This is a genomic window from Sulfurovum sp. (assembly GCA_026990595.1).
In the GTDB taxonomy this organism is placed as follows: Bacteria; Campylobacterota; Campylobacteria; order Campylobacterales; family Sulfurovaceae; genus Sulfurovum.
Window position 1 is genome coordinate 55,629 of sequence record JALXCZ010000035.1, and the last position, 22,122, is coordinate 77,750.

23 protein-coding genes and 1 other RNA gene are annotated in these 22,122 nt (G+C 39.5%); 18 read left to right on the top strand and 6 right to left on the bottom strand.

The window, feature by feature from the left end; translation table 11 throughout:
• The first annotated feature begins 19 nt into the window (after positions 1-19).
• The 16 genes from mdh (at position 20) to MVE01_RS07380 (ending at position 16,331) form a co-directional block, all read left to right on the top strand.
• Complete coding sequence (gene mdh / locus MVE01_RS07305; RefSeq protein ID WP_472561524.1) at positions 20-970, top strand: malate dehydrogenase; 951 nt, start codon at positions 20-22, stop codon at positions 968-970.
• 9 nt (positions 971-979) lie between these two features.
• Positions 980-2,377, top strand: a complete 1,398-nt coding sequence (gene fumC / locus MVE01_RS07310; protein WP_472561525.1) for a class II fumarate hydratase — start codon at positions 980-982, stop codon at positions 2,375-2,377.
• 120 nt (positions 2,378-2,497) lie between these two features.
• Positions 2,498-3,442, top strand: a complete 945-nt coding sequence (locus MVE01_RS07315) for a malate dehydrogenase (RefSeq protein WP_472561526.1) — start codon at positions 2,498-2,500, stop codon at positions 3,440-3,442.
• Between the two features lie 162 nt (positions 3,443-3,604).
• Positions 3,605-4,780, top strand: a complete 1,176-nt coding sequence (sucC, locus tag MVE01_RS07320; protein ID WP_472561527.1) for an ADP-forming succinate--CoA ligase subunit beta — start codon at positions 3,605-3,607, stop codon at positions 4,778-4,780.
• On the top strand, positions 4,780-5,649 hold the full coding sequence (gene sucD / locus MVE01_RS07325; protein WP_472561528.1) for a succinate--CoA ligase subunit alpha: 870 nt from the start codon (positions 4,780-4,782) through the stop codon (positions 5,647-5,649). Before sucC ends, sucD begins: the two co-directional genes overlap by 1 nt.
• A gap of 287 nt (positions 5,650-5,936) precedes the next feature.
• On the top strand, positions 5,937-6,269 hold the full coding sequence (locus MVE01_RS07330; protein WP_472561529.1) for a 4Fe-4S dicluster domain-containing protein: 333 nt from the start codon (positions 5,937-5,939) through the stop codon (positions 6,267-6,269).
• Entirely contained in the window at positions 6,269-7,408 is a 1,140-nt protein-coding gene (locus tag MVE01_RS07335; RefSeq protein ID WP_472561530.1) for a 2-oxoglutarate synthase subunit alpha, read from the top strand. Before MVE01_RS07330 ends, MVE01_RS07335 begins: the two co-directional genes overlap by 1 nt.
• A gap of 2 nt (positions 7,409-7,410) precedes the next feature.
• Positions 7,411-8,268, top strand: a complete 858-nt coding sequence (locus MVE01_RS07340) for a 2-oxoglutarate ferredoxin oxidoreductase subunit beta (protein WP_472561531.1) — start codon at positions 7,411-7,413, stop codon at positions 8,266-8,268.
• Between the two features lie 11 nt (positions 8,269-8,279).
• Positions 8,280-8,834: a 2-oxoacid:acceptor oxidoreductase family protein gene (locus MVE01_RS07345; protein WP_472561532.1), complete on the top strand. Its 555-nt coding sequence runs from the start codon at positions 8,280-8,282 to the stop codon at positions 8,832-8,834.
• Positions 8,835-9,036: 202 nt separating this feature from the next.
• Positions 9,037-9,960: a glutaminase gene (locus MVE01_RS07350; RefSeq protein WP_472561533.1), complete on the top strand. Its 924-nt coding sequence runs from the start codon at positions 9,037-9,039 to the stop codon at positions 9,958-9,960.
• A 20-nt stretch (positions 9,961-9,980) separates the two neighbouring features.
• An RNA gene (rnpB, locus tag MVE01_RS07355) (RNase P RNA component class A) lies at positions 9,981-10,330 on the top strand.
• Between the two features lie 38 nt (positions 10,331-10,368).
• Positions 10,369-11,163 (top strand): HlyD family secretion protein, encoded by a 795-nt coding sequence (locus MVE01_RS07360; protein WP_472561534.1) that lies wholly within the window; start codon positions 10,369-10,371, stop codon positions 11,161-11,163.
• Positions 11,160-12,953 (top strand): molybdopterin-dependent oxidoreductase, encoded by a 1,794-nt coding sequence (locus MVE01_RS07365; RefSeq protein ID WP_472561535.1) that lies wholly within the window; start codon positions 11,160-11,162, stop codon positions 12,951-12,953. Before MVE01_RS07360 ends, MVE01_RS07365 begins: the two co-directional genes overlap by 4 nt.
• Before the next feature lie 46 nt (positions 12,954-12,999).
• Positions 13,000-14,184: an acetylornithine transaminase gene (locus MVE01_RS07370; RefSeq protein WP_472561536.1), complete on the top strand. Its 1,185-nt coding sequence runs from the start codon at positions 13,000-13,002 to the stop codon at positions 14,182-14,184.
• Positions 14,159-15,355, top strand: coding sequence for a TolC family protein (locus MVE01_RS07375; RefSeq protein ID WP_472561537.1), 1,197 nt, complete (start codon positions 14,159-14,161; stop codon positions 15,353-15,355). Before MVE01_RS07370 ends, MVE01_RS07375 begins: the two co-directional genes overlap by 26 nt.
• Positions 15,345-16,331, top strand: a complete 987-nt coding sequence (locus MVE01_RS07380; protein ID WP_472561538.1) for an SAM-dependent methyltransferase — start codon at positions 15,345-15,347, stop codon at positions 16,329-16,331. The genes MVE01_RS07375 and MVE01_RS07380 overlap by 11 nt, the downstream gene beginning before the upstream one ends.
• A gap of 2 nt (positions 16,332-16,333) precedes the next feature.
• Here MVE01_RS07380 and MVE01_RS07385 read toward each other — a convergent pair whose 3' ends face one another.
• The 3 genes from MVE01_RS07385 to radA are packed head-to-tail and all read right to left on the bottom strand — an operon-like array spanning position 16,334 to position 18,583.
• On the bottom strand, positions 16,334-16,798 hold the full coding sequence (locus MVE01_RS07385) for a hypothetical protein (protein WP_472561539.1): 465 nt from the start codon (positions 16,796-16,798) through the stop codon (positions 16,334-16,336).
• A gap of 60 nt (positions 16,799-16,858) precedes the next feature.
• Entirely contained in the window at positions 16,859-17,209 is a 351-nt protein-coding gene (gene acpS, locus MVE01_RS07390) for a holo-ACP synthase (RefSeq protein ID WP_472561540.1), read from the bottom strand.
• A 24-nt stretch (positions 17,210-17,233) separates the two neighbouring features.
• A complete protein-coding gene (gene radA, locus MVE01_RS07395; RefSeq protein WP_472561541.1) occupies positions 17,234-18,583 on the bottom strand; it encodes a DNA repair protein RadA in 1,350 nt (449 codons plus the stop codon).
• A gap of 159 nt (positions 18,584-18,742) precedes the next feature.
• Here radA and MVE01_RS07400 point away from each other — a divergent pair, with 159 nt between their 5' ends.
• On the top strand, positions 18,743-19,423 hold the full coding sequence (locus MVE01_RS07400) for a lysophospholipid acyltransferase family protein (RefSeq protein WP_472561542.1): 681 nt from the start codon (positions 18,743-18,745) through the stop codon (positions 19,421-19,423).
• Here the strand turns inward: MVE01_RS07400 and MVE01_RS07405 are convergent.
• The 3 genes from MVE01_RS07405 to MVE01_RS07415 are packed head-to-tail and all read right to left on the bottom strand — an operon-like array spanning position 19,420 to position 21,509.
• A complete protein-coding gene (locus MVE01_RS07405) occupies positions 19,420-19,959 on the bottom strand; it encodes a hypothetical protein (protein WP_472561543.1) in 540 nt (179 codons plus the stop codon). The two genes, MVE01_RS07400 and MVE01_RS07405, sit on opposite strands and share 4 nt — an antisense overlap.
• Before the next feature lie 13 nt (positions 19,960-19,972).
• Complete coding sequence (ftsY, locus tag MVE01_RS07410; protein ID WP_472561544.1) at positions 19,973-20,839, bottom strand: signal recognition particle-docking protein FtsY; 867 nt, start codon at positions 20,837-20,839, stop codon at positions 19,973-19,975.
• Between the two features lie 10 nt (positions 20,840-20,849).
• The gene (locus MVE01_RS07415) at positions 20,850-21,509 is read right to left on the bottom strand and encodes a TlpA family protein disulfide reductase (RefSeq protein ID WP_472561545.1); all 660 of its coding nucleotides are present in this window, start codon (positions 21,507-21,509) and stop codon (positions 20,850-20,852) included.
• A 61-nt stretch (positions 21,510-21,570) separates the two neighbouring features.
• On the opposite strand from MVE01_RS07415, the gene MVE01_RS07420 reads away from it, so the two are divergent.
• Complete coding sequence (locus tag MVE01_RS07420; RefSeq protein ID WP_472561546.1) at positions 21,571-22,119, top strand: 5-formyltetrahydrofolate cyclo-ligase; 549 nt, start codon at positions 21,571-21,573, stop codon at positions 22,117-22,119.
• The last annotated feature ends 3 nt before the right edge of the window (positions 22,120-22,122 follow it).

The following is a 22,122-nucleotide window of genomic DNA, read 5'->3' on the forward strand; positions in this document are numbered from 1 at the left end:
TTATATACAAAGGATTGAAATGGGAAAAGGTAAAAAAGTATCGATCATCGGTGCAGGAAATGTCGGAGCTACGGTAGCGTACTCTTTGGCAATGAAGGGTGTCTGTCATGAAATTGTACTGAGAGACAGAAATATAGATGTAGCAAGAGGTAAAGCTTTAGATATGTCCCAAGCAGCAAATGCTGCACGTATGCATACCATAGTTTCTGTAGCAGAAGATGCTTCAGGTATGGCAGGTTCAGATGTAGTGGTTATTACTGCAGGAAGTCCACGAAAGCCTGGAATGAGCAGAGACGATCTGCTTATGATCAATGCTGAAATTACCAAAGAGGTAGTACAGGATGTAAAAGAACATGCTCCTGATGCAGTGATCATCATGGTATCTAATCCGCTTGATGTTATGACTTACGTAGCACTCAAGGCATCAGGTTTCCCCAAAGAGAGAGTGATAGGCATGGCAGGGATACTGGATTCAGCCAGAATGGCACATTTTATTCATGAAAAGATTGGTTATGGTGCAGGACAGATCCGTGCATCAGTTATGGGTGGTCATGGTGATGACATGGTACCGCTTCCTAAATTTTCAACGGTTGCCGGCGTACCTTTGACAGATGTGTTGGATGAAGAGGAGATCATTGAGATCGTGGAACGTACCAAGCATGGCGGAGCAGAGATCGTAGGGTATCTTAAAACAGGTTCAGCCTACTATGCTCCTGCAAAATCTACAGCGATCATGGCAGAAGCGATCCTGAAAGATACAAAACAGATCCATCCGTGTGCAGTCTATCTTGATGGTCATTACGGACATTCAGATGTGGTTTCGGGTGTACCTGTGGCACTTGGTGCAGGAGGGGTAGAGAAACTTTTTGAAATGACATTGAGCGAAGGTCAGAAGAGAAGATTTGCAAAAAGTGTTGCGTCGGTAAGAGATATGATTGACGTACTTAGAGAAAAAAAATTTTTTGATTAAGGAGAAATGATGGAATACAGAATAGAAAAAGACACAATGGGAGAGATGAAAGTCCCTGCCGATAAATATTGGGCAGCTCAAACACAACGATCTGTACAGAACTTTCAGATCGGTAATGAAAAAATGCCGATTGAGGTTGTTTACGGATTTGCCAATCTTAAAAAAGCATGTGCGTTGGTCAACCATGAGTTAGGTCGTCTGGATGATGACAAAACTTCAGCTATTACAAAAGCATGTGATGCAGTGCTTGCAGGGGAACTCGATGATAACTTTCCGTTGGTTGTATGGCAGACCGGTTCAGGTACACAGTCAAATATGAACATGAATGAAGTGATCGCGAACAAAGCAACAGAGATCCTTGGCGGAGATTTTACCAAAGAGAATCTTGTGCATCCCAATGATGATGTCAATAAAGGACAAAGTTCCAACGATACCTATCCGACAGGTATGCGTATTGCTGAAGTGGTTGCAGTGACTGATAATCTTATTCCTGCATTGGAACAGCTTAAAGCTACACTGGAGAGTAAAGCAAAAGCTTTTTCTGATATTGTAAAGATCGGTAGAACACACCTTCAGGATGCTACACCGTTGACACTTGGGCAGGAGATAAGCGGCTATGTTGCTATGCTTGAAACAAATCTGAAGCAGATCAAGGATGCACTTGTCTATTGTAAAGAGCTTGCTATTGGTGGTACAGCAGTAGGTACAGGGTTAAATTCCCATCCTGAATTTTCACAAAAAGTAGCAGCAACACTGAATGACTTTATGGCTAAAAACTATGGTTTTGTCTCTCAGCCGAACAAATTCCATGCCTTAACAGGTCATGATGCGGAAGTGGTACTCTCCGGTGCTCTAAAAGCACTTGCCGCAAACCTTATGAAGATCGCCAATGATGTGAGATGGTTGGCATCAGGACCAAGATGTGGTTTGGGCGAGATAGAGATCCCTGCAAACGAACCGGGCTCATCCATTATGCCTGGTAAAGTAAATCCTACACAGGCAGAAGCAATGACAATGGTTGCAGTACAGGTGATGGGAAATGATACAACAGTAGGGATCGCTGCAAGTCAAGGAAACTTTGAATTGAATGTATTTAAACCAGTGATCGCTTATAATATTTTACAGTCAACAAAGCTGCTTGCAGATACCATGAGAAGTTTTGATACAAATTGTGCTGTAGGTATTGAGCCGATTAGTGACAATATAGATAAATTTCTTAATGATTCGTTAATGCTGGTAACAGCATTGAATCCGCATATAGGCTATGAGAATGCTGCTAAGATCGCTAAAACAGCCCATATAAACGGTACAACACTTAAAGAAGAAGCAATCACCTTAGGTTTATTGACTTCTGAAGAGTTCGATGCCTATGTCAAACCTGAAGAGATGATCTCGCCTAAAGCCTAAAAATTTGTGTATGTCTGGAATAGTGTTCTTTGCATACACAGGTTAATAGCGTAAACTTGGAATATGCAAAAGGAATCAGCTATCTTTTGTAGTGAAACTTAATCAAAAACAAGGAAAGATATGCCAGCTAGAAAAGTAGCAATTGTAGGGGCAGGAGCAGTAGGGGCAAGTGCTGCCTATGCGCTGGCATTAAGTGGTACATGCCATGAAATACTACTTTATGATATTGTCCCTGAAATGGCAATAGGTAAAGCGATAGATATTGCACAGTCAACAAACTATTCTCCAAGAGGTACCGTTGTCAGAGCAGCAATAAAACCTGAAGATCTTGAAAATTGTGATCTTGTTGTCATTACCGCAGGTGTTCCCAGAAATAAAAAAATGACAAGAGCGGACCTGCTATATATTAATGCGGATATTGTTAAAGAGGTTGCCGAACATATTAAGAACTACTCTCCAAATGCAGTTATTCTCTGTGTTTCAAATCCATTGGATGTGATGACGTATGTTGTGCACCGTATTACAGGTTGGGACAGAAATAGAATTATTGGTATGGGTGGTGCACTTGACAGTTTACGTATGGCATATCAAATCCATGAAAAAATAGGATTTGGTGCAGCACAGACCAGAGCAATGGTGATAGGTGAACATGGTGAAAATATGATCCCGTATCCGGAGATCACAAATGTAGGTGGTGTCCCACTGTCACAAATTGTATCAAAAGAAGATATGGAAGAGATTGCTGCAAAAACAAAAGACGGTGGTGCCCAGATCGTAAGATATCTTAAAACATCAGCATTTTATGCGCCCGGACGAGCAATATCAGTTATGGTAGAGTCTATCTTAAGTGATGAGGAAAAAGTTATTCCAAGTTGTGCTATGCTTAACGGTGAGTATGGTTATACAGATGTGGCAGTGGGGGTTCCCTGTGTGATCGGTGCCGGAGGGATCAAAAAGATAATTGAACTTGATCTGGATGAGGTTACTGAAATAAAGTTTGCCAAAGCAGTAGAATCTATTAAAGAGAATATTGTAATTTTGAAAGACGGTGGTTTTTTTGACTAAGGACTAATCTTCTTTATCGGTGGGATTTCCCACCGATGAAATACCTTTCAACTGTGTAGATATTTACCACTTTTTTAAAATCACTCCTTATAATAATTCAATTAACCAAATATTATCTATGATAGACGTATAATATTGGAACTTATTGTAAAAGGAGTGCACATGAATATTCATGAGTATCAGGCGAAACAAATATTCCAAAAGTATGGCGTACCTACACCAAAAGGTATCATTGCTCATTCTGTAGATGAAGCAGTAGAGAATGCAAAAGAACTTGGAGGACCTGTTTGGGTAGTTAAGGCACAGATCCATGCCGGAGGACGAGGTCTTGGCGGCGGAGTGAAGCTTGCTAAATCATTGGATGAAGTCAGAACATTGGCAGATGAGATCTTGGGAATGACGCTTGTAACGCATCAAACAGGACCAGAAGGGAAATTGGTTCAAAAAGTCTATATTGAAGACGGGGCAGATATTAAAGATGAACTTTATCTCTCTGTTGTACTTGACAGAGCAGCTGAGATGCCTATCATTATGGCTTCGACTGAAGGTGGTATGGATATTGAGACGGTAGCAGAGAAAACACCTGAGAAGATCATTAAAGTAGCAGTTGATCCGGCATTCGGTTTTCAAGGATATCATGGAAGAGAATTGGTATTTGGTCTAGATATTACAGATAAAGCTGAACAAAAAAAGATGATCCAATTTGCTCAAAAACTCTATAAACTTTATATGGAAAACGATGCAGAGATGATCGAAATCAATCCTCTTATTAAAACAGGCTCGGGGGATTTTCTTGCACTTGACGGAAAAATGGGCTTTGATGACTCTGCACTTTACAGACATCCTGAGATCGAAGCGATGAGAGATATTACGGAAGAGGATCCAGACGAGAGAGAAGCAAGTCAGTATGGACTCTCCTATATTGCTCTTGATGGTGAGATCGGTTGTATGGTGAACGGTGCCGGTCTTGCAATGGGTACGATGGATACGATCAATTATATGGGTGGAACACCTGCAAACTTCCTTGATGTGGGTGGTACAGCCAATGCTGAGACAGTAGCAAAAGGGTTTGAGATTATTCTTAAGAACCCGAATGTAAAAGCGATCTTTGTAAACATTTTTGGTGGAATCGTAAGATGTGACAGAATTGCAAATGGTATTTTGGAAGCAACAAAACTGGTAGATGTAAATGTACCGGTCATTGTAAGATTGGATGGAACCAATGCACCTGAAGCAGCAGAGATTCTTAAAAATGCAAATATAGATAATGTGATTGCCGCAACCGATCTTGGTGATGGTGCAGCAAAAGCAGTAGCAGCAGCAAAAGGAGAGTTATAATGAGTATTTTGGTAAACAAAGATACAAAAGTAATCGTGCAGGGATTTACAGGTGGTGAAGGTACATTCCATGCTGAGCAGTGTATGGCATATGGCACAAATATTGTAGGTGGGGTAACTCCGGGTAAGGGTGGACAGGTACATCTTGGCAAACCGGTATTCAATACAGTAAAAGAAGCAGTTGCCGCAACAGGTGCTACAGTTTCTATGGTATTTGTACCACCTGCATTTGTCGGTGATGCAGTAATGGAAGCAGCAAGTGCCGGAATTGATCTGGCAGTGATCATTACTGAAGGTGCTCCTGTACGTGATATGCAGGCAGCCAAAGCATGTGCTGTGAAAAACGGGATGATGACAATTGGGCCAAACTGCCCCGGTGTCATTACTGCTGAAGAGTGTAAGATCGGTATCATGCCGGGTAACATTTTCAAAAAAGGAAATGTGGGACTTATTTCAAAATCAGGAACACTTACTTATGAAGGTGCAAATCAGGTTTGTAATGAAGGATATGGTATCACTACGGCAGTAGGTATCGGTGGTGACCCGATCATTGGTCTTAGCTACAAACAACTTCTTCCTATGTTTGAAGCAGATCCAGAGACAGAAGCAATCGTGATGATCGGTGAGATCGGTGGAGATCTTGAAATTCAGGCTGCAAAATTCATTAAAGAGAATATCACTAAACCTGTCGTGGCATTTATTGCCGGTCAATCAGCACCTCCTGGTAAAAGAATGGGACATGCAGGAGCGATTATCTCCGGTTCGGCAGGAACAGCAAAAGAGAAAATGGATGCACTTGAAGCAGCAGGTGTAAAAGTAGTTATATCTCCGGCAGAAATAGGAAAAGCAGTCAAAGAAGTTCTTTCTTAAATCCCTTTTCCTTAACTGCATTCATCTTATGGGGTGAATGCAGTTAGCTACCTCATAGAGTTCTTTTTTACTCAAATTTATAAAGTCCAAAGCACACATAACTCAAATCCAAATTTAGAAAAATAGCATATAAATTATGACGCTTTTTGTTGCTTCAAAAGGTAACAACCCCTCTTATAGTAACAATAATTCCACGTTATTCATACCAACATTACAAAAAGTAAGCTATCCTAATTTTAGTGAATAACAAATCTCACTTAATATTTCAAAAATAAAAAGGGGAAAATATGGCAGTAATGGCAGCTCCGGAGAATACTCCAGTTTGGGTAAATACGTCAAGATGTAAAGCCTGTGATATCTGTGTGGATGCATGTCCTGCAGGTGTGCTTTCTATGCAGCAGGAACCAACTTCAACTTTAGGTGCAATGATCAGTGTTATTGAACCTGATGCATGTATCGGATGTCAGGAATGTGAACTCTCATGTCCTGATTTTGCTATTTATGTAGCGGAGAGGAAAGAGTTTAAATTTGCAAAACTCACTGACTCTTCGAAAGAAAGACAAGAGGCAATTCGAAATAACGGGTATAGAATCCCTACAGATTATAAGGAGGCTAACTAATGTCAAACAAAAGAGAAGTAATATCTAGTGGTAACGAACTCGCTGCAAGAGCAGCAGTAGATGCCGGATGTAAATTTTTTGCCGGATATCCGTTGACACCATCAAGTGAGATCATGCATGTGGTTTCTGACTTGCTCCCTAAAATAGGCGGAGCAGCGATTCAGATGGAAGATGAAATTGCAGGTGTTGCAGCAGCAATTGGAGCTTCTATGTCAGGAGTAAGATCATTTACAGCGACATCAGGTCCCGGTATTTCATTGAAAGCGGAAAACCTTGGTCTTGCTCAAATGGTAGAGAACCCGCTGGTTGTTATCAATGTTATGAGAGGTGGTCCATCTACAGGTCTTCCGACACGTGTATCTCAGGGGGATGTAGCTCAGGCTAAAAACCCAAGTCACGGCGACTATAAATCTATTACAGTTTGTGCGGGTAACCTTGAAGAGTGTTATACTGAAACAGTCAGAGCGTTTAACCTGGCGGACAGGTTTATGCAACCGGTTTTTGTGTTACTTGATGAAACAATCGGACATATGCATGCCAAAGCTGAGATTCCAGCACTGGAAGAGGTGCAGGCAGGTATTAAATTAAGAAAAACATTTGACGGTGCTCCTGAAGAGTATCAACCCTACGGTGTAGGGGAAGATGAACCTGCGGTACTTAACCCAATGTTCAAAGGGTATAGATACCATATGACAGGACTTCACCATGGACCAACAGGTTTCCCGACTGAAGAGATCGAGACATGTAGAAAATTAATCGATAGACTCTTTAAGAAAGTGGAAGCACATCAAGATGAGATCGAATCCAATGAAGAGTATATGGTTGATGATGCAGATATTCTCATTATTGGTTATGGTTCAGCTTCATTAGCTATTAGAGAAGCGGTCAATACACTGAGAGCAGAGGGTGTAAAAGTGGGTATGTTCAGACCAATTACACTTTGGCCGTCTCCGGAGGCAAGAATGCATGAGCTTGGACAGAAGTTTGACAAAGTACTTTCTGTAGAACTGAATCAAGGGCAGTACCTAGAAGAGATTCAGAGATCAATGGGTAGACTGGATATTGAAAAATTGACTAAAACAAACGGTCGTCCTTTCTCTCCTGCAGATATTATAGAAAAAGTTAAGGAGGTATTTTAACCATGGCATTTAATTATGATCAATATTTAAGAGTAGACAAGATGCCAACACTGTGGTGTTGGGGGTGTGGTGATGGTGTTATTTTGAAGTCATTCATCAGAGCGATTGACAAATTGGGTATCAACAAAGATGACATGTGTTTGGTGTCCGGTATCGGATGTTCAGGAAGATTCTCTTCTTATGTTGATATGAATACCGTACACACTACGCACGGAAGAACCATTGCATTTGCAACAGGTATTAAATTGGCTAACCCTGATAAATATGTCGTTTGTGTGGCAGGTGACGGAGATGCATTGGCGATCGGTGGTAACCATACGATCCACGGATGTAGAAGAAATATCGATATTACGTTGATTCTTATCAATAACTTTATCTATGGGTTGACAAATTCTCAGACTTCTCCTACCACACCAAGAGGGTTCTGGACAGTCTCTCAAAAAGCAGGTAACATTGATCCTACTTTTGATGGATGTAAACTGGCAGAAGCGGCAGGTGCCTCTTTTGTGGCTAGAGAGTCAGTGAATGCTCCTAAAAAACTTGAAAAAGTCATTGTTGAAGCACTTAAACACAAAGGTTTCTCTTTTGTTGAAGCACTTTCTAACTGTCATATCAACCTGGGTAGAAAGAACAAGATGCAATCTGCTATGGCAAACCTAGACTGGATTGACAGCATTACTGTTTCAAAAAGAAAATGGGATGAAATGTCAGAATTAGATAAAGAAAATCATCTTCCACTGGGTATTCTTAAGCAAGATACAGAAGCATTGGAATACTGTGCTATGTATGATGAAGTTAAAAAAGCGCAACAAGGTCAAAGAGGGGTGATTACCCAAGATGACTTTGAGAAAAAATTATAAGGAGCTGCCAGATGAGTAAAATTGTAATGAGATTTACCGGTGTTGGTGGGCAGGGTGTACTTCTTGCCGGTGAGATATTTGCTGCGGCAAAGATCAAAGATGGCGGTTATGGTATAAAAACTGCAACCTACACATCACAGGTGCGTGGCGGACCGACAGTAGTTGATATTCAACTGGATAATAAAGAGATTTTCTATCCGTATGCAATTGATGGTGAGATTGATTTTATGCTCTCAGTAGCTGATGTCAGTTACCAGCAGTTCAAAAACGGTGTAAGAGAGGGTGCTACAATTGTTGTTGAGCCAAATCTAGTGCATCCGACAGAAGAAGATAGAAAAAAATGGAATATTGTTGAGATACCTATTATTACAATTGCCAAAGAAGAAGTTGGGAATGTGATCACTCAATCAGTTGTTGCACTTGCTATTGCTAATACCTATACAAAAGCACTTGACGAGCAACTTCTTATTGATACAATGCTTTCTAAAGTGCCTGCTAAGGTACATGAAGTAAATAAAAAAGCATATGAATTAGGAAAAAAATACGCATTAGAATCAATGATGTAATTCTTTTTTCTTGCTTCACTGCATCTTTGAGGGAGTTCCGTTCGGTCATAGTCGGCACTAAATGCCGATACCTCGCTGTTAAGGCGTAAGTAGAGTGTACTGGTGTACACTCCCTCAGTTACAACTCTCAAGTCCATATAAAATCAAAATTTTTTTTATCTCCTGGTTTTTACAGTATAATCATGTAAAAAAGTATTGCATAATGAACTACCAAGCTATATTAAATGAAATTTATGAGGAACTACAGCCTGAATTGATGCGTGGAAGAGTGGCAGATTATATTCCTGCTTTGGCAGAAGTGGAAAAAGGACAGTTTGCTATGACAGTGACACTCGATGATGGTCAGGTCTTTTCTGTTGGAGAGAGCAGCAAGCAGTTCTCTATTCAGAGTATCTCCAAAGTCTTTACGTTTACACTTGCACTGGATATTTATTCTAGAGAACTCTATAAACGTGTAGGAGTAGAACCTTCGGGTAATCCTTTTAACTCGTTGGTACAGCTTGAATATGAGAATGGTATTCCGCGCAATCCTTTTATTAATGCGGGTGCCATCACGATTACAGATACATTGATAAGTCACTATAAAGATGAATACAAAACACTTGAAGTGATCATGCATTTTGTACGCCAGATATCAGGTAATCCGAAACTCTCTTTTGATTCTGCTGTGGCAAAGTCAGAGATGGAACATGGTGACAGGAATTTGGCTTTGGCAAGACTGATGAAGAGTTTCGGTAATTTTGAGAATGATGTGATCAATACAGTGATGACCTACTTTAAACATTGTGCGATTACCATGAATACAGAAGAGCTCTCCCGTTCTATGCTCTTTCTTGCGTTTGGCGGGAGAGATCCTATTTCCAAGAAACAGTTTATTACACCTTCTCAGGCAAAGCGTATAAATGCTGTAATGCTGACCTGTGGACATTATGATGCCAGTGGTGAGTTTGCTTTTCATGTAGGCTTGCCTGCAAAAAGTGGTGTTGGCGGCGGTATTGCAGCGATCGTTCCCGGGAAAATGTCCATTGCCGTATGGTCTCCTGCACTGAACAAATATGGCAACTCTCATGCAGGGACGCTTGCTTTGGAAAAATTTACGACTAAGACAGGATTGTCTATTTTTTAGTATTATGCTATAATCCGCTTTAGGTGTAACAGGTAGTTGCTGGTGACATCTTTGTCACGAGAGGAAAGTCCGGGCTGCAAGTGAGACAGGACTCCATCTAACGGATGGCCAGAGTGATCTGAGGGCAAGTGCAACAGAAAGTAAACCGCCAAACTTCGTTTGGTAAGGGTGAAAGGGTGGGGTAAGAGCCCACCGGTATCTGTGGTAACACGGGTAGCCAGGTAAACCCTGTCTGCAGCAAGAAGTATATGGTATAAGTCTCACAAGCCGTTTGGTCGGCACACATACTTCGCTTGAGCATATTGGCAACAGTATGCCTAGATAAATAACTACCCAATGACAGAACCCGGCTTATCGTTGCACCTATTAACTCCATTTCGCTATAATCAATCAAAAAAGAACAAGATTATGCAAAAAATATTTTTACTTTTATTTACCCCGTTATTTATCTTTGCAAAAGTACACTATGCAAAAGTTGAACCGTATGAATCTGTGATTTTGAAATCTGCTGTAAGCGGATTGGTAACAGAGGTTGATCTGGATGCAGAGGGGACGATGGTGGCTTCCAAAAGAGTTGTACATTTGGATGATGCACTTGATAAAGTTAATCTGGAAGATACAAAGAGAAGCATAACTCTTTTGAAACAGATGTTAAGTATTAACAATGAGATAGCCAATGCACTTAAGGGTACGGTTAAACGTCAACAAAGTTACTATGGACGCATCTCTAAACTCTCTACGGCTTCAAAAACACAAAAAGACAATGCCTACAGCAGTTTCAGCTCTGCAAAAACACAATATTTGAGTACCAAAGAGAAGATAGTCAATTTGCAAAAACAGATACTCGATATGAAATATAAAGCAGCAATGCTTGAAGATACGGTTGCCAAAAAGTCCATAACACTTCAGAATAAATATCTTTATAAACTGATAGTACGCAAAGGAGATTTTGTAGCACCGGGCTCACCGCTTGCGCAGGTAGAAGATACAAGCAGGGCTAAATTGGTACTCTTTTTAGATCCTGAAGAGCTAGAGGGGATAGAGCATAAAACAGTTTACATAGATGAGAAAAAAACAGCCTATAAAGTAGACAGAGTATGGCAAGTGGCAGATGAAAAGTTTATCTCCTCCTATAGAGCAGAGATATATATACCTGCACCCCAGGGCACTTTTTCAAAACTGGTAAAGGTTGAGATAAAATGATAAAAACAGCGTGTGGGCTGGATTGCTATGATGCATGCAGTATAGTGGTTGAAGAGGGTGAAAAATTTAAAATAAAAGGTGACAGTAGCCATCCTGCAGGTAATGGAGCACTTTGTAGTCATTTGAATAAACATATCTTTGATATGCCTCGTATAGAAAAACCAACAATTGATGGAAGAGAAGTGGAATTTCAGGAAGCTATGGATGCTGTTTGTGAGGCATTCAAAGCTGAAAGCTCTCTTCTTTGGCGTGGCTCAGGCAACTTTGGGGTGATGCAGGAAGTAACCAATCTTTTTATGGAAAAGCTGGGAGGCAGCCTTACCAGAGGAAGTCTCTGTGACGGTGCGGGGGATGCCGGTATATCACTTGGACGAGGGGTAAACCGTACGTTACCTTTAGAACAGGTAGCAAAAGCAGATACCATTGTGGTATGGGGACGTAACCTTACTGTGACCAATGCCCATATGATGCCTTTTATTGAAGGTAAAAAGTTGGTGGTGATTGATCCGGTATGTACAGCGATCGCAAAAAAGGCGGATCTGCATCTGCAGATACAGCCACGTACGGACTATTATGTGGCGATCATGCTGGCACGTTTTATTTTTATGGAAGACAGTGAAGATGTAGTGTGGATGGAAGAGTTTGCCTCTGAGTATGAGGATTTCTATGACTATACACGAGAACATCGAATTAAAGCTATTTTAGCCTATATCGGTGTGACATTGGGGGATATGGGTGAGATGTTAGAGTATCTTCGCGATCAGAAAGTAGTCTTTTTGGTTGGTAACGGTGTTCAAAAATACTCAATAGGTTCCTATACTCTCCATGCAATAGATTCTTTGGCAGCAACCCTGGGGCTGTTCGGTAAAGAGGGGTGTGGGGTACACTATTTGAGCAATTCCAAACTTGGATTTGACAATCCGTTTGCAGTGAAATGCGACACTGTACCCAAAGCAGCGACACCATTCTCGGAGTTTGAGACTGTACTGGTGCAGGGTGGAAACCCTGCTGCATCCATGCCTGACAGTAACAGGGTAGAAAAAGAGCTTGAAGGAGTAAAGAACCTTATCTATTTTGGACTTTACGAGAACGAGACTTCCAAGATGGCAAAGATCGTCATCCCTGCCAAGAACTTTTTTGAAAAAGAGGATGTGCGCCTGAGTTACGGACATCAATACATAGAGAAGATGAATCAAGTATTGGATTCTGATATAGGTATCAGTGAGTATGATTTTACAAAAATACTTTTTGATACTTTTGGTTTTGACGGACTTAAATCTGAAAAAGAGTACATAGCATTTTGGCTTGAACAGTGTGAAAAAGAGGGTGAACAGTATTGTTCTCCTGTATATCAAGCATTTCCGTATGCGAAGGGGTTTGGTGCAGATGAGGAGGATGAGTTTGAATTTATTGAAGAGTATGATGATGATTTTGTCAATACCAAACGTTTCAGAAAACATAGAAAAGAGAGTAAGAATAAACCTAAAGACGAAACATATTGGCTCCTTTCTCCCAAATCAGGAAAATCACTCAATACACAGTTTATTAGAAGTAACAAGGTGCAACTTCATCCACAGTCAGGCTATAGTGAAGGCGAAAAGGTAAAAGTAGTATCCCCATATGGGGAATATGTGTTTATTGTCAAGCTCAATGAAGATATTAGAGCAGGTTGTGTAATGATCACAAGCAACACAATCGGAGTAAACAGACTTACCCCTAGTATTTTGAGCCAGGAGGGTGAGAATGCCTGCTATCAGGAAGTGAAAGTACGATTAGAGAAAATGATTTAAAACACTTTGCTATAATAGCAATAATAATTTACAGATGGAAACAAAAATGACATTAGAACAACTAGATAAACAATATGTACTACAAACCTATGCACGTGATTATACCAATTTTGTAAAAGGTGTAGGCTCTACACTGTATGATGAGAACGGACGGGACTATATTGATTTTGCTTCTGGGATAGGGGTGAACTCTGTAGGACACGGCAATGAGAAACTGACAGAGGCGATCTGTGAACAGGCAAAGAAGATCATTCATATTTCAAACCTTCAAGTGATAGAGCCTCAGGCAAGGCTGGCAGAGCGTATTGTGAATTTGAGTGGCTATGATATGGGTGTTTTCTTTGCAAACTCCGGAGCAGAGGCAAACGAGGGAGCGATCAAGATCGCCCGCAAATATGGTGAAACCAGGTTTGAAAATAAACGCTACAAGGTGATTACACTTGAACACTCATTTCATGGTCGCACCATCACCACAGTAAAAGCCACAGGACAAGAGAGTTTTCACACACCACACTTCTCTCCTTATCCTGATGGGTTTTCCTATGAGAAGAGTATTGAGGATGTCTACACCGCTATAGATGATGAAACGGTAGCTGTGCTTATTGAACTGGTGCAGGGAGAGGGTGGTGTACAACCATTCGGAAAAGAAGAGATACAAAAGCTGGCTGCACATTTAAAACAGAAAGAAGTTTTGCTTATTGTCGATGAGGTACAAACCGGTGTTTACAGGACAGGAGAGTTTCTGGCTTCAAATCTCTATGAAATAGAGCCGGATATTATTACCCTCGCCAAAGGACTTGGCGGAGGTGTGCCTATAGGCGCAGTGATGACAAAGCATAAAGATGTTTTGAGCGTTGGTGACCATGGGAGTACCTTTGGAGGGAATTATTTGAGTACCTCTGCAGGCTTGGCAGTACTGAATGTGCTAGAAGCACTGTATGAGAGTGGTGCACTGGCAGAAACATTGGTTTATTTTGAGCAAAAGCTTGAAAGTGTTTCCCAAAAATATGATAATCTTTTTGAAAAAGAGGTAGGACTTGGACTTATGCGTGGTCTTCGTGCAAAGAGTGCAGAGATTCAGGGAAATGTACTGAAAAACAGTCTAAAAGAGGGATTAGTGGTACTTAAAGCAGGACGAAATACTGTACGTTTTCTGCCAAGTCTTACTATTACAAAATCTGAAATAGATGAAGGATTCAAACGTTTTGAAACGGCTATTAATACTCTGTAGTCTACTGTTCAATACTGCTGTGCATGCAGATGAACTCAGTGATATACTCTCAGACAACAAGAATATTCTTTTTGACTATGAATTTCGTAACAATACTGCCCAGAGTGATATGCTTGAGAACTCTTGGATCAATCCTGTGATGCTGCAATACTCTAAGAGTTTTTCAAGACAATTTATCGGGAGAACAGTAAAAACAGGAAGTTTTTCTATAGGGATCGATCAGCCTATTTTCCGCTCGGGCGGGATCTATTTTGCGATCAAGTATGCACAGGCAATTAGAGGGGCGAATGAAGCTGAGATCAAACTCAAAAAAAGAGAGATGATAGGTTCTGCAGTCAAACTGCTTTTTGAGATGAGAAAACTGAAGCTTGAACAGAAAAAACTGGTACTGCTCATTCAAAATGATAAACTTGATATCCGCCAAAAACGTGAAAGCTACAATGCAGGTCTGATAGACAGCAGTTTTTTGGATCAGGCTATTCTCAAAGCAAATCAGGATGAAACAAAAAAATTGGAGACTGAGATCTCTTTAATGAAGCTCAAACAAAGTTTTTCGCTCTTAAGTGATAAGGATCCACGTCAGTTGAAATTACCGAAATTGAAACTGATTTCAGAAGAACGTTATAAGGGTACGAATCTTGAATTGGTAAGGGATAGACTTAGAGCTAAAGAGAAAGCCTATAATGCGAAGATGACATGGGCAAAATACCTACCTTCAGTCTCTCTCCAGGGAAGATATACTGATGCAGATCTCAACCCGCTGTTTATACAACCTGGACTTGAAGAGAAGTACTGGACCTATGGATTTACCATCTCGCTACCTATTAATATCAATATGTTCTCAGATATAGAAGCAGCAAAAGTGGCACGTCTCAAGGCTGAGACTGAAGTAATAGAACGTAAACATACCATAGATGAAGAGTATAAACTCATATGCAATAAATTAAAGATCATAGAAAAAAAGATCAAACTTGCCCGTAAAGATGAAAAACTTTATGCAAGACTCTACAGAACAACAAGAAATCTTGCACGTGCTGGTGAAAAAACTTCTTTAGATACAGCGATGATGCGTCATTCACTACAGGTAAGAAAGCTTGATCAGAAGATCTATTATTTGGAGAAGCAGATAGAACTTATAGAACTTTATACGAAGGTAGCTAATGCAATTTAGTAAATATATGGAGGAATGGCTTTATGCAGATGAGGGCTACTATAAGAATTTCAAAGCTATAGGAAAGTCAGGAGATTTTTATACAGCAGTAAGCACCAGCTCTTTTTTTGGTGCGAGTATTGCCAATTATTTCTATGCACTTTTAGAAGAAGAAAAAGCAGATAGAAACGGATGGCTTATAGAAATAGGGGCACATCAGGGTTATCTTCTATGTGATATGATACAGTGGCTTTATACATGTGATCCTACTTTGGTGAAAACGCTTAACTTTGGTATTGTAGAACGACAGCCCGAAGTACGCAAAGCCCAATTAGCCTACATTAAAGAGCGTTTTGGTGAAGATATTACGATCACACATTTTAATGATATCGCTGATGTTAAAGTTGATTATGCATTTGTGGTAGCTAATGAAATATTTGATGCTTTTCCTTGTGAATTACTGAAAGATGAGCAGACAGCTATGGTAGAAGATCATATTATCTCTTGGCAAGCAGCTTCTGCTTCACTGTTGGAATGGGCACAAAAACATCACTTGAGACAGGGTGAGGTTGCAGTAGGGTATGAAGATTTTGCAAAAGCTATGGCAAGTGGTATAAAAAGATGTGATTTTGTGACGTTTGATTATGGAGAAAAATATGTGCGTAATGATTTTTCTATACGTGTTTACAGAGCACATGAGACATTCCCTCTTTTTGATGAATCGTTGCTTTTAAAAGACTCCTATAAAAAAGATGATATTACCTATGATGTTAATTTTGGACATGTCAGCGAAGTATTTAAAGAGGCAGGTTTTGAAGAGCTAGCCTATGAGACACAGGCACGTGCACTGGTACGTTTTGGTCTTATAGATATTTTAGAACAGTTTGCCAGACAAACTTCTCAGGAGAAGTATGTACGAGAAGCAGATAAGATCAAAACACTCATATCACCCACGATGATGGGTGATAGATTTAAAATGATCCATTTTAGAAAGTAATGTTAGTTTCTCATCGCTTTTAGCATTTTACATCTCTTGATAGATGCAGATTCACTGCCGAACATTTGTGTATATTTGTCAAATTTTTCCTGACCGATCATAGCAATACATTCTGCTTTTCCCATCATGGAAGAAGTTGTTGTAGCAGTCTCTGCCTGTGCCAACTTAGTCACTTTTTTTGCTTTAGGCGTTGATCTTGTCTGAGGGTACATATAATCTGAATTAAAGTTATTGTCTTCAACTTTTTTGAGTTTAATATTCTTTTTTGTTCTTGGTACGACTGTACGTGTTCTACTTCTTCCTTGTTTTTTTGATGTCAATGCTTTGCTCAGTGCTTCAATTTTCAATTGCTGCTGCTGTATAATAAGTGCCTGCTGCGCATTTTTTCTTTCTAGTTGTATGTTCTGTGTTGAATTACATCCTGAGAAAAGAACCAAGGCAACACCCATTCCTAACCATAATTTCATAGATATCCTTTTTTATAAATTGAGAATTAATTGATGTATTGTAATATAATTTAGCAAGAATTACAACTGTATAACAACTATGGCAATAGCAAATCCTCCGTCATGACTGATAGAGAGTGAAGACTCTTTGATCTTATGTCGTTTTTGTGCTTTTTTTGTTAGCGTAAAAGAAGGAGCACCCTTATGATTTTTGGTAATGACAATATCATGAAAAGAAAGCTCTTCTCCGATTCCACAGCCAAGTGCCTTGGAAATAGCTTCTTTTGCTGACCAGAATCCTGCTATGGATTCAGGACGTTTAAGAAGTTTTATCTCTTCATCATTTAGAAATTTTTCTTTAAAGGTATTACCAAATTTTTCCAATAATCTTTCAATTCTACTTATTTGTATAATGTCTGTACCGATTTTCATAGGCGTAGTGTATCTAAAATCTTATTACATCCACTCAACGACTTTAGAGACTTCATCTGCAATGAAACATTTGATATTTGTCTGTTCCATAGGTTTGTTCGGTATGACCGCTTTTGTAAATCCCTGAGTGCTTATTTCTTTGAGTCGTTGAGTGAGTCCTGAGACTTCACGTATTTCGCCTGTGAGACTTACTTCACCCAGAAAGAGTGTTTCTGCGCTCAGTTCTCTGTTTCTATAACTGCTTAAAATAGCTGCAATAATGGCAAGATCGGCGGAGGGTTCATTGATCTTTATACCCCCGCTGATATTGATAAAGACATCATAGGTTCCCAGTGGCAGGTCAAGTTTTTTCTCCAAAAGTGCCAAAAGCATATTCAGTCTGTTATTGTCAAAACCGGTTGAGCTTCTCTTTGCGTGTCCATAGGCTTCAGAAACAAGTGCCTGTACTTCTATGATAATAGGGCGGCTTCCTTCCATGATAACAGTCAGTGCAGAACCTGACTGGAGTTTCTCTTTGTTAAAGAATTTCCCTGCCATACTTTTAGCATCATTCAAGCCCTCTTTGTTCATTTCAAAAATACCTACTTCATTGGTAGAACCGAAACGGTTTTTAAATCCTCTGAGAAGTCTGAGTTCCGAGTTTGAATCTCCTTCAAAGTAAAGTACGGTATCGACCATATGCTCAAGTACCCTTGGACCGGCGATGGAGCCGTCTTTGGTGATATGTCCGATGATGAAAATAGGGATGTGCATACTTTTGGCAATGCGCATGAGTTCAAAAGTAATGGTTCTCACCTGAGTGACAGAGCCTGGGGCAGAAGGTGTTTCATCGGAGTAGAGGGTTTGTATGGAATCGATCACAATGAATTCGTACTTCTCGTTGGCTATTTCATTAAGTACGGAAGTCAGGTTGATTTCAGAGAGGAGAAAGAGGTTGTCATGGTTGGCATCCAGTCTGTTCGCACGAAGTTTGATCTGTCCTGCTGACTCTTCTCCTGAGACATAGAGTATTTTTTTTTCAGATTTTGCAAGATTGCCCGCAATTTTTAAAAGCAGGGTGGATTTGCCGATACCGGGGCTACCGCCTATAAGTGTGAGTGAACCGGGAACCACCCCTCCTCCTAAAACCAGATCCAATTCTTTGCTTCCGGAAGGGAAACGTACAATATTGTCTTCATTCACCTGGGTGATAGGCATGGCTTTACGTAAAGCATTAGCGCTACTACTGTTGGAAGTCTCTTTTAAAAATTTAATTTGATCTGTGGTAAGTTCTACCATCGTCTCCCACTCGTTACAAGAGGTACATTTTCCCATCCATCTTGGGGATTGAAATCCGCATGCCTGACACTCAAACAGGGTTTTTTTCTTTGCCATATTCTCTTCTTTACTATTTTATGACCGTAGTATAAACACTTTTTGTGATTTAAGTGAAAAATATGTCATATTGTCATGTTTTTTCTTTTTCAAGCTTTTAGGTAACCTCTAGTTCTTTTTGTTATAATTTTAATTACTTTAATCTTGTGGGGACAACTATTGAATTTCAGTCAGCTCAAACAATTAGCTTATGCACTCTATTTGACAAATAGTTTTGGCTTGAAATTAAGACAGACTGAAGATCCAATGGAGAAAAAAGAACTCAGACTTGCCTACTCCTTGGCGCAACTTAATGCTTTGAATATTACTATCGATGTTGAAAACCCGGAGAAAATACCTAAAAACGGACAATATCTGCTTGTAAGCAATCATAGAACGATCATTGATCCCCCTATCATAGAAGTTGCATTGAAAGATACCAATATTTTTGGTCTGTGGGTTTCTAAAAAAGAACTTTACAATTCTCTGTTTTTCGGTCTTTTCGTTCGTAATGCAGGTTCGGTTTTGATAGATAGGGAAAAAGAGCAGATGAGTAATTTTTTTGCAGATATCAAAAAGGGAGTAAAGGAGGGGAACTCTATTTTTATTTTTCCTGAAGGCACAAGGAATAAAACAGATATACCATTAACTCCGTTTAAAGAGGGAGCACGCATCATTGCTCTAAAGAACAGACTGCCGATCTTACCTGTATATATTAAAGATAATGCGGCACAAATATTAAAAGATGCACTTGCAGACAATTCTCAAAAAAGAGAGATCACTATAGCTATAGGTGATATGATCGATTATAAGGAGAAAACAGATCTTGAGATGATCTATAAAAAGAGATTCGATCTTTAATAATCCATAAATGAGAGTTCTTTGGTTTTAAGATAGTGAATGAGCTGCTGTATATGGCTATTATATCTATTTGCTTTTATTTCTATTTCAGAAGTATGTTTCGTTAATGTTGAGATCAAGAGCGTGATACTCTCGTAAGGTGTACTGATAGAAATAGAGCCTTTACGTTTATCTCCATGTGTGATCTCTCCGATATTCTGATCGGTAACAGCATAAAGAGAAACCTCAAAAGCAAGCTCTTTATCCATAAGCAGGATAATTTTTTGGTCTACAGGTCCTTTTGGAGAGATGCTGTTTTCTTTTTGCATATCATTATTTTGAGGATGATAAGTGACAGTACGTATTTTTCTCATGATAAGTAATACCAATGTTATAAGCAGTGAAAGCCCTATACCAGTAAAGACACCGGTCAATGTTCCCAGTCTTAGGGCTTTTGTAAGATCATAATCTGTTGAAAAATAGATCACGGCAATAATGATAGCGAGAGTACTGATGGGCAGGACTATTGTCAAAAACAGATTAATGAATGCTCTCATTTATACATGCTCCTTAGATAAATATTTCATCTAAAATAGTGTCTATATACTCATTGGCCTTAAAGCGGATAAGATCTTTGGGTTGTTCCCCTGTACCTATATAGAATATAGGCATTTTGAGCTCATCTGCAATACTGAGTACCGATCCGCCTTTGGCTGTGCCGTCAAGTTTTGTAATAATTATACCATCAATTCCGATCATTTCATTGAATACTTTTGCCTGATTAATGGAAGAAGAGCCCTGTGTACCGTCAAGAATAAGCATTTTGCGGTGTGGTGCTCCCTCCTGGGCTTTGTTGGCTACACGTATCATTTTTTTTAGCTCCTCAGAGAGGTTGGTTTGGGTATGTAGGCGTCCTGCTGTATCGATAATAACATTATCATAGCCTTTTGCTTTGGCTGATTCTATCGTGTCATAGACAACGGCAGAGGGGTCATGCCCCTGCTGTGTAGCAACAATAGGCAGATCCAGTTTTGCCGCCCATCGTGTAAGCTGCTCTATCGCCGCTGCACGGAAGGTGTCACCGGCACCGAGGATCACTTTTTTGCCTTCATTTTGATAACGGTATGCCAGTTTGGAGATCGTTGTGGTCTTTCCTGCACCGTTGACACCGATGATCATTTCAACAAAAGGTTTGACATCACTCTCTTTCCAGTCAGCTTTATACTGAAATACAGAAATAAGAGAGTTGAAGGCTTGGATACGATTGATATTTTCCGGAAGCGCTTCTAAAAGTCTCTCTGCCAATTCATAATTGACATCCGCTTCAAGTAGAATATCTTCAAATTCATCTTTACTGATGGATTTTCTTTTTGTCGGTACCACTTCTTTAATGGCTTCATTGGTCTTGCCTAAAACTTTTTTAAACAGATTAAACATAGTGTATTCCTTATTTCATTGCTTCTTGAATATCGTGTTCTACCATTTCCACAGGAACTGCACCTTCATAATGTATATAATAATTTCCTGCTTTATATAAAATAGTCAGTGGTAACGGAAAATTTTTTGGAAGTTGAAGTGTCTTTGTCACTGCTGCTGCAAAAGCATCATTTTGTTTACCGTTGGAGATATAGTAATTTGCATGATATCTTTTAATGAATGTCTCTAGAGCAGCGTTGTCTTGAGCATCATTTACAAGAACACCCGCAACAAAAAGTTTGTTTTTGTATTTTTTTTGAAGATCTGAGAGATAGGGAATCTCACCTCTGCAGGGAGGGCACCATGTAGCAAAAAGATTAATGAGTATGACCGGTGCATTGATGTCAGCAGATGTAATATGTTTGTTGTCAACGTCGACGGTATATTGTTTTTGTTTGCTGTCGGTTAAAATAAAAGTACCTGTAGAAGATGTAGTTATACTCTTATGCGTCGTAACAGTTGAATTATTTGTCAGTTCTTTTGTGTTTAAGGTGTCTTGTCCCCGATCTTTTTGGGTGAGTATTTCAGTAGTATTCTCTACTGCAATATCCTGTGATGAGGATTTTTTATTTTCACATGCTGTAAAAAACAGGGAAATAATAATTAAAAGCAGAATATTGGTTCTCTTCACATGATTCCTTCGTTATAATTAGAGAGATTATACCAAAAGAGCACTAAAAAGAATGGATAGCATGCAAAGAGATAGAGTTAAAAACAGTTTTAGAGCCTATTGTTTAAAACGTTTGCAAAAGGCAGGCAATGCTGTGAACCGGTATAAAAAAGACAAATTGGTATTGGAACGTTTGTATCAATACATTATTAAAAATGATGCACAAAAAATATTATTGTATCTTCCCTTGAGAACAGAAGTCAATCTCTACCCTCTTATTAAACGCTTGAGAAAGGAAAAGAGAGCACTCTATGTGCCGTTTATGGAAGGTAAAAGTTTTAGGGTGGTAAAATATAGATTACCACTGGAAAAAAAACGTTTTGGGATCAAAGAGTCCAAAGATTCAAAACAGTATAGAATAAGAAAATTAGATATGGCTATCGTACCTATAGTGGGGATGGATATCACACATAGACGTGTGGGATTCGGGAAGGGGATGTACGATAGATTTTTTGAAAAAGAGATTGAAAATATAAATAAAACAGTATTTGTGGCACGGGAATTGTGTTACAGCGGGGAAATTGTAACAGATCATTATGATGTAAAAGCAGATATGATCATTATGCCATAAATA

What these genes read in the sequence shown, in the direction of transcription:
- mdh (WP_472561524.1), top strand. Translation starts at nt 20, where the DNA reads ATGGGAAAAGGTAAAAAAGTATCGATCATCGGTGCAGGAAATGTCGGA.
- fumC (WP_472561525.1), top strand. Translation starts at nt 980, where the DNA reads ATGGAATACAGAATAGAAAAAGACACAATGGGAGAGATGAAAGTCCCT.
- MVE01_RS07315 (WP_472561526.1), top strand. Translation starts at nt 2,498, where the DNA reads ATGCCAGCTAGAAAAGTAGCAATTGTAGGGGCAGGAGCAGTAGGGGCA.
- sucC (WP_472561527.1), top strand. Translation starts at nt 3,605, where the DNA reads ATGAATATTCATGAGTATCAGGCGAAACAAATATTCCAAAAGTATGGC.
- sucD (WP_472561528.1), top strand. Translation starts at nt 4,780, where the DNA reads ATGAGTATTTTGGTAAACAAAGATACAAAAGTAATCGTGCAGGGATTT.
- MVE01_RS07330 (WP_472561529.1), top strand. Translation starts at nt 5,937, where the DNA reads ATGGCAGTAATGGCAGCTCCGGAGAATACTCCAGTTTGGGTAAATACG.
- MVE01_RS07335 (WP_472561530.1), top strand. Translation starts at nt 6,269, where the DNA reads ATGTCAAACAAAAGAGAAGTAATATCTAGTGGTAACGAACTCGCTGCA.
- MVE01_RS07340 (WP_472561531.1), top strand. Translation starts at nt 7,411, where the DNA reads ATGGCATTTAATTATGATCAATATTTAAGAGTAGACAAGATGCCAACA.
- MVE01_RS07345 (WP_472561532.1), top strand. Translation starts at nt 8,280, where the DNA reads ATGAGTAAAATTGTAATGAGATTTACCGGTGTTGGTGGGCAGGGTGTA.
- MVE01_RS07350 (WP_472561533.1), top strand. Translation starts at nt 9,037, where the DNA reads ATGAACTACCAAGCTATATTAAATGAAATTTATGAGGAACTACAGCCT.
- MVE01_RS07360 (WP_472561534.1), top strand. Translation starts at nt 10,369, where the DNA reads ATGCAAAAAATATTTTTACTTTTATTTACCCCGTTATTTATCTTTGCA.
- MVE01_RS07365 (WP_472561535.1), top strand. Translation starts at nt 11,160, where the DNA reads ATGATAAAAACAGCGTGTGGGCTGGATTGCTATGATGCATGCAGTATA.
- MVE01_RS07370 (WP_472561536.1), top strand. Translation starts at nt 13,000, where the DNA reads ATGACATTAGAACAACTAGATAAACAATATGTACTACAAACCTATGCA.
- MVE01_RS07380 (WP_472561538.1), top strand. Translation starts at nt 15,345, where the DNA reads ATGCAATTTAGTAAATATATGGAGGAATGGCTTTATGCAGATGAGGGC.
- MVE01_RS07385 (WP_472561539.1), bottom strand. Translation starts at nt 16,798, where the DNA reads ATGAAATTATGGTTAGGAATGGGTGTTGCCTTGGTTCTTTTCTCAGGA.
- acpS (WP_472561540.1), bottom strand. Translation starts at nt 17,209, where the DNA reads ATGAAAATCGGTACAGACATTATACAAATAAGTAGAATTGAAAGATTA.
- radA (WP_472561541.1), bottom strand. Translation starts at nt 18,583, where the DNA reads ATGGCAAAGAAAAAAACCCTGTTTGAGTGTCAGGCATGCGGATTTCAA.
- MVE01_RS07405 (WP_472561543.1), bottom strand. Translation starts at nt 19,959, where the DNA reads ATGAGAGCATTCATTAATCTGTTTTTGACAATAGTCCTGCCCATCAGT.
- ftsY (WP_472561544.1), bottom strand. Translation starts at nt 20,839, where the DNA reads ATGTTTAATCTGTTTAAAAAAGTTTTAGGCAAGACCAATGAAGCCATT.
- MVE01_RS07420 (WP_472561546.1), top strand. Translation starts at nt 21,571, where the DNA reads ATGCAAAGAGATAGAGTTAAAAACAGTTTTAGAGCCTATTGTTTAAAA.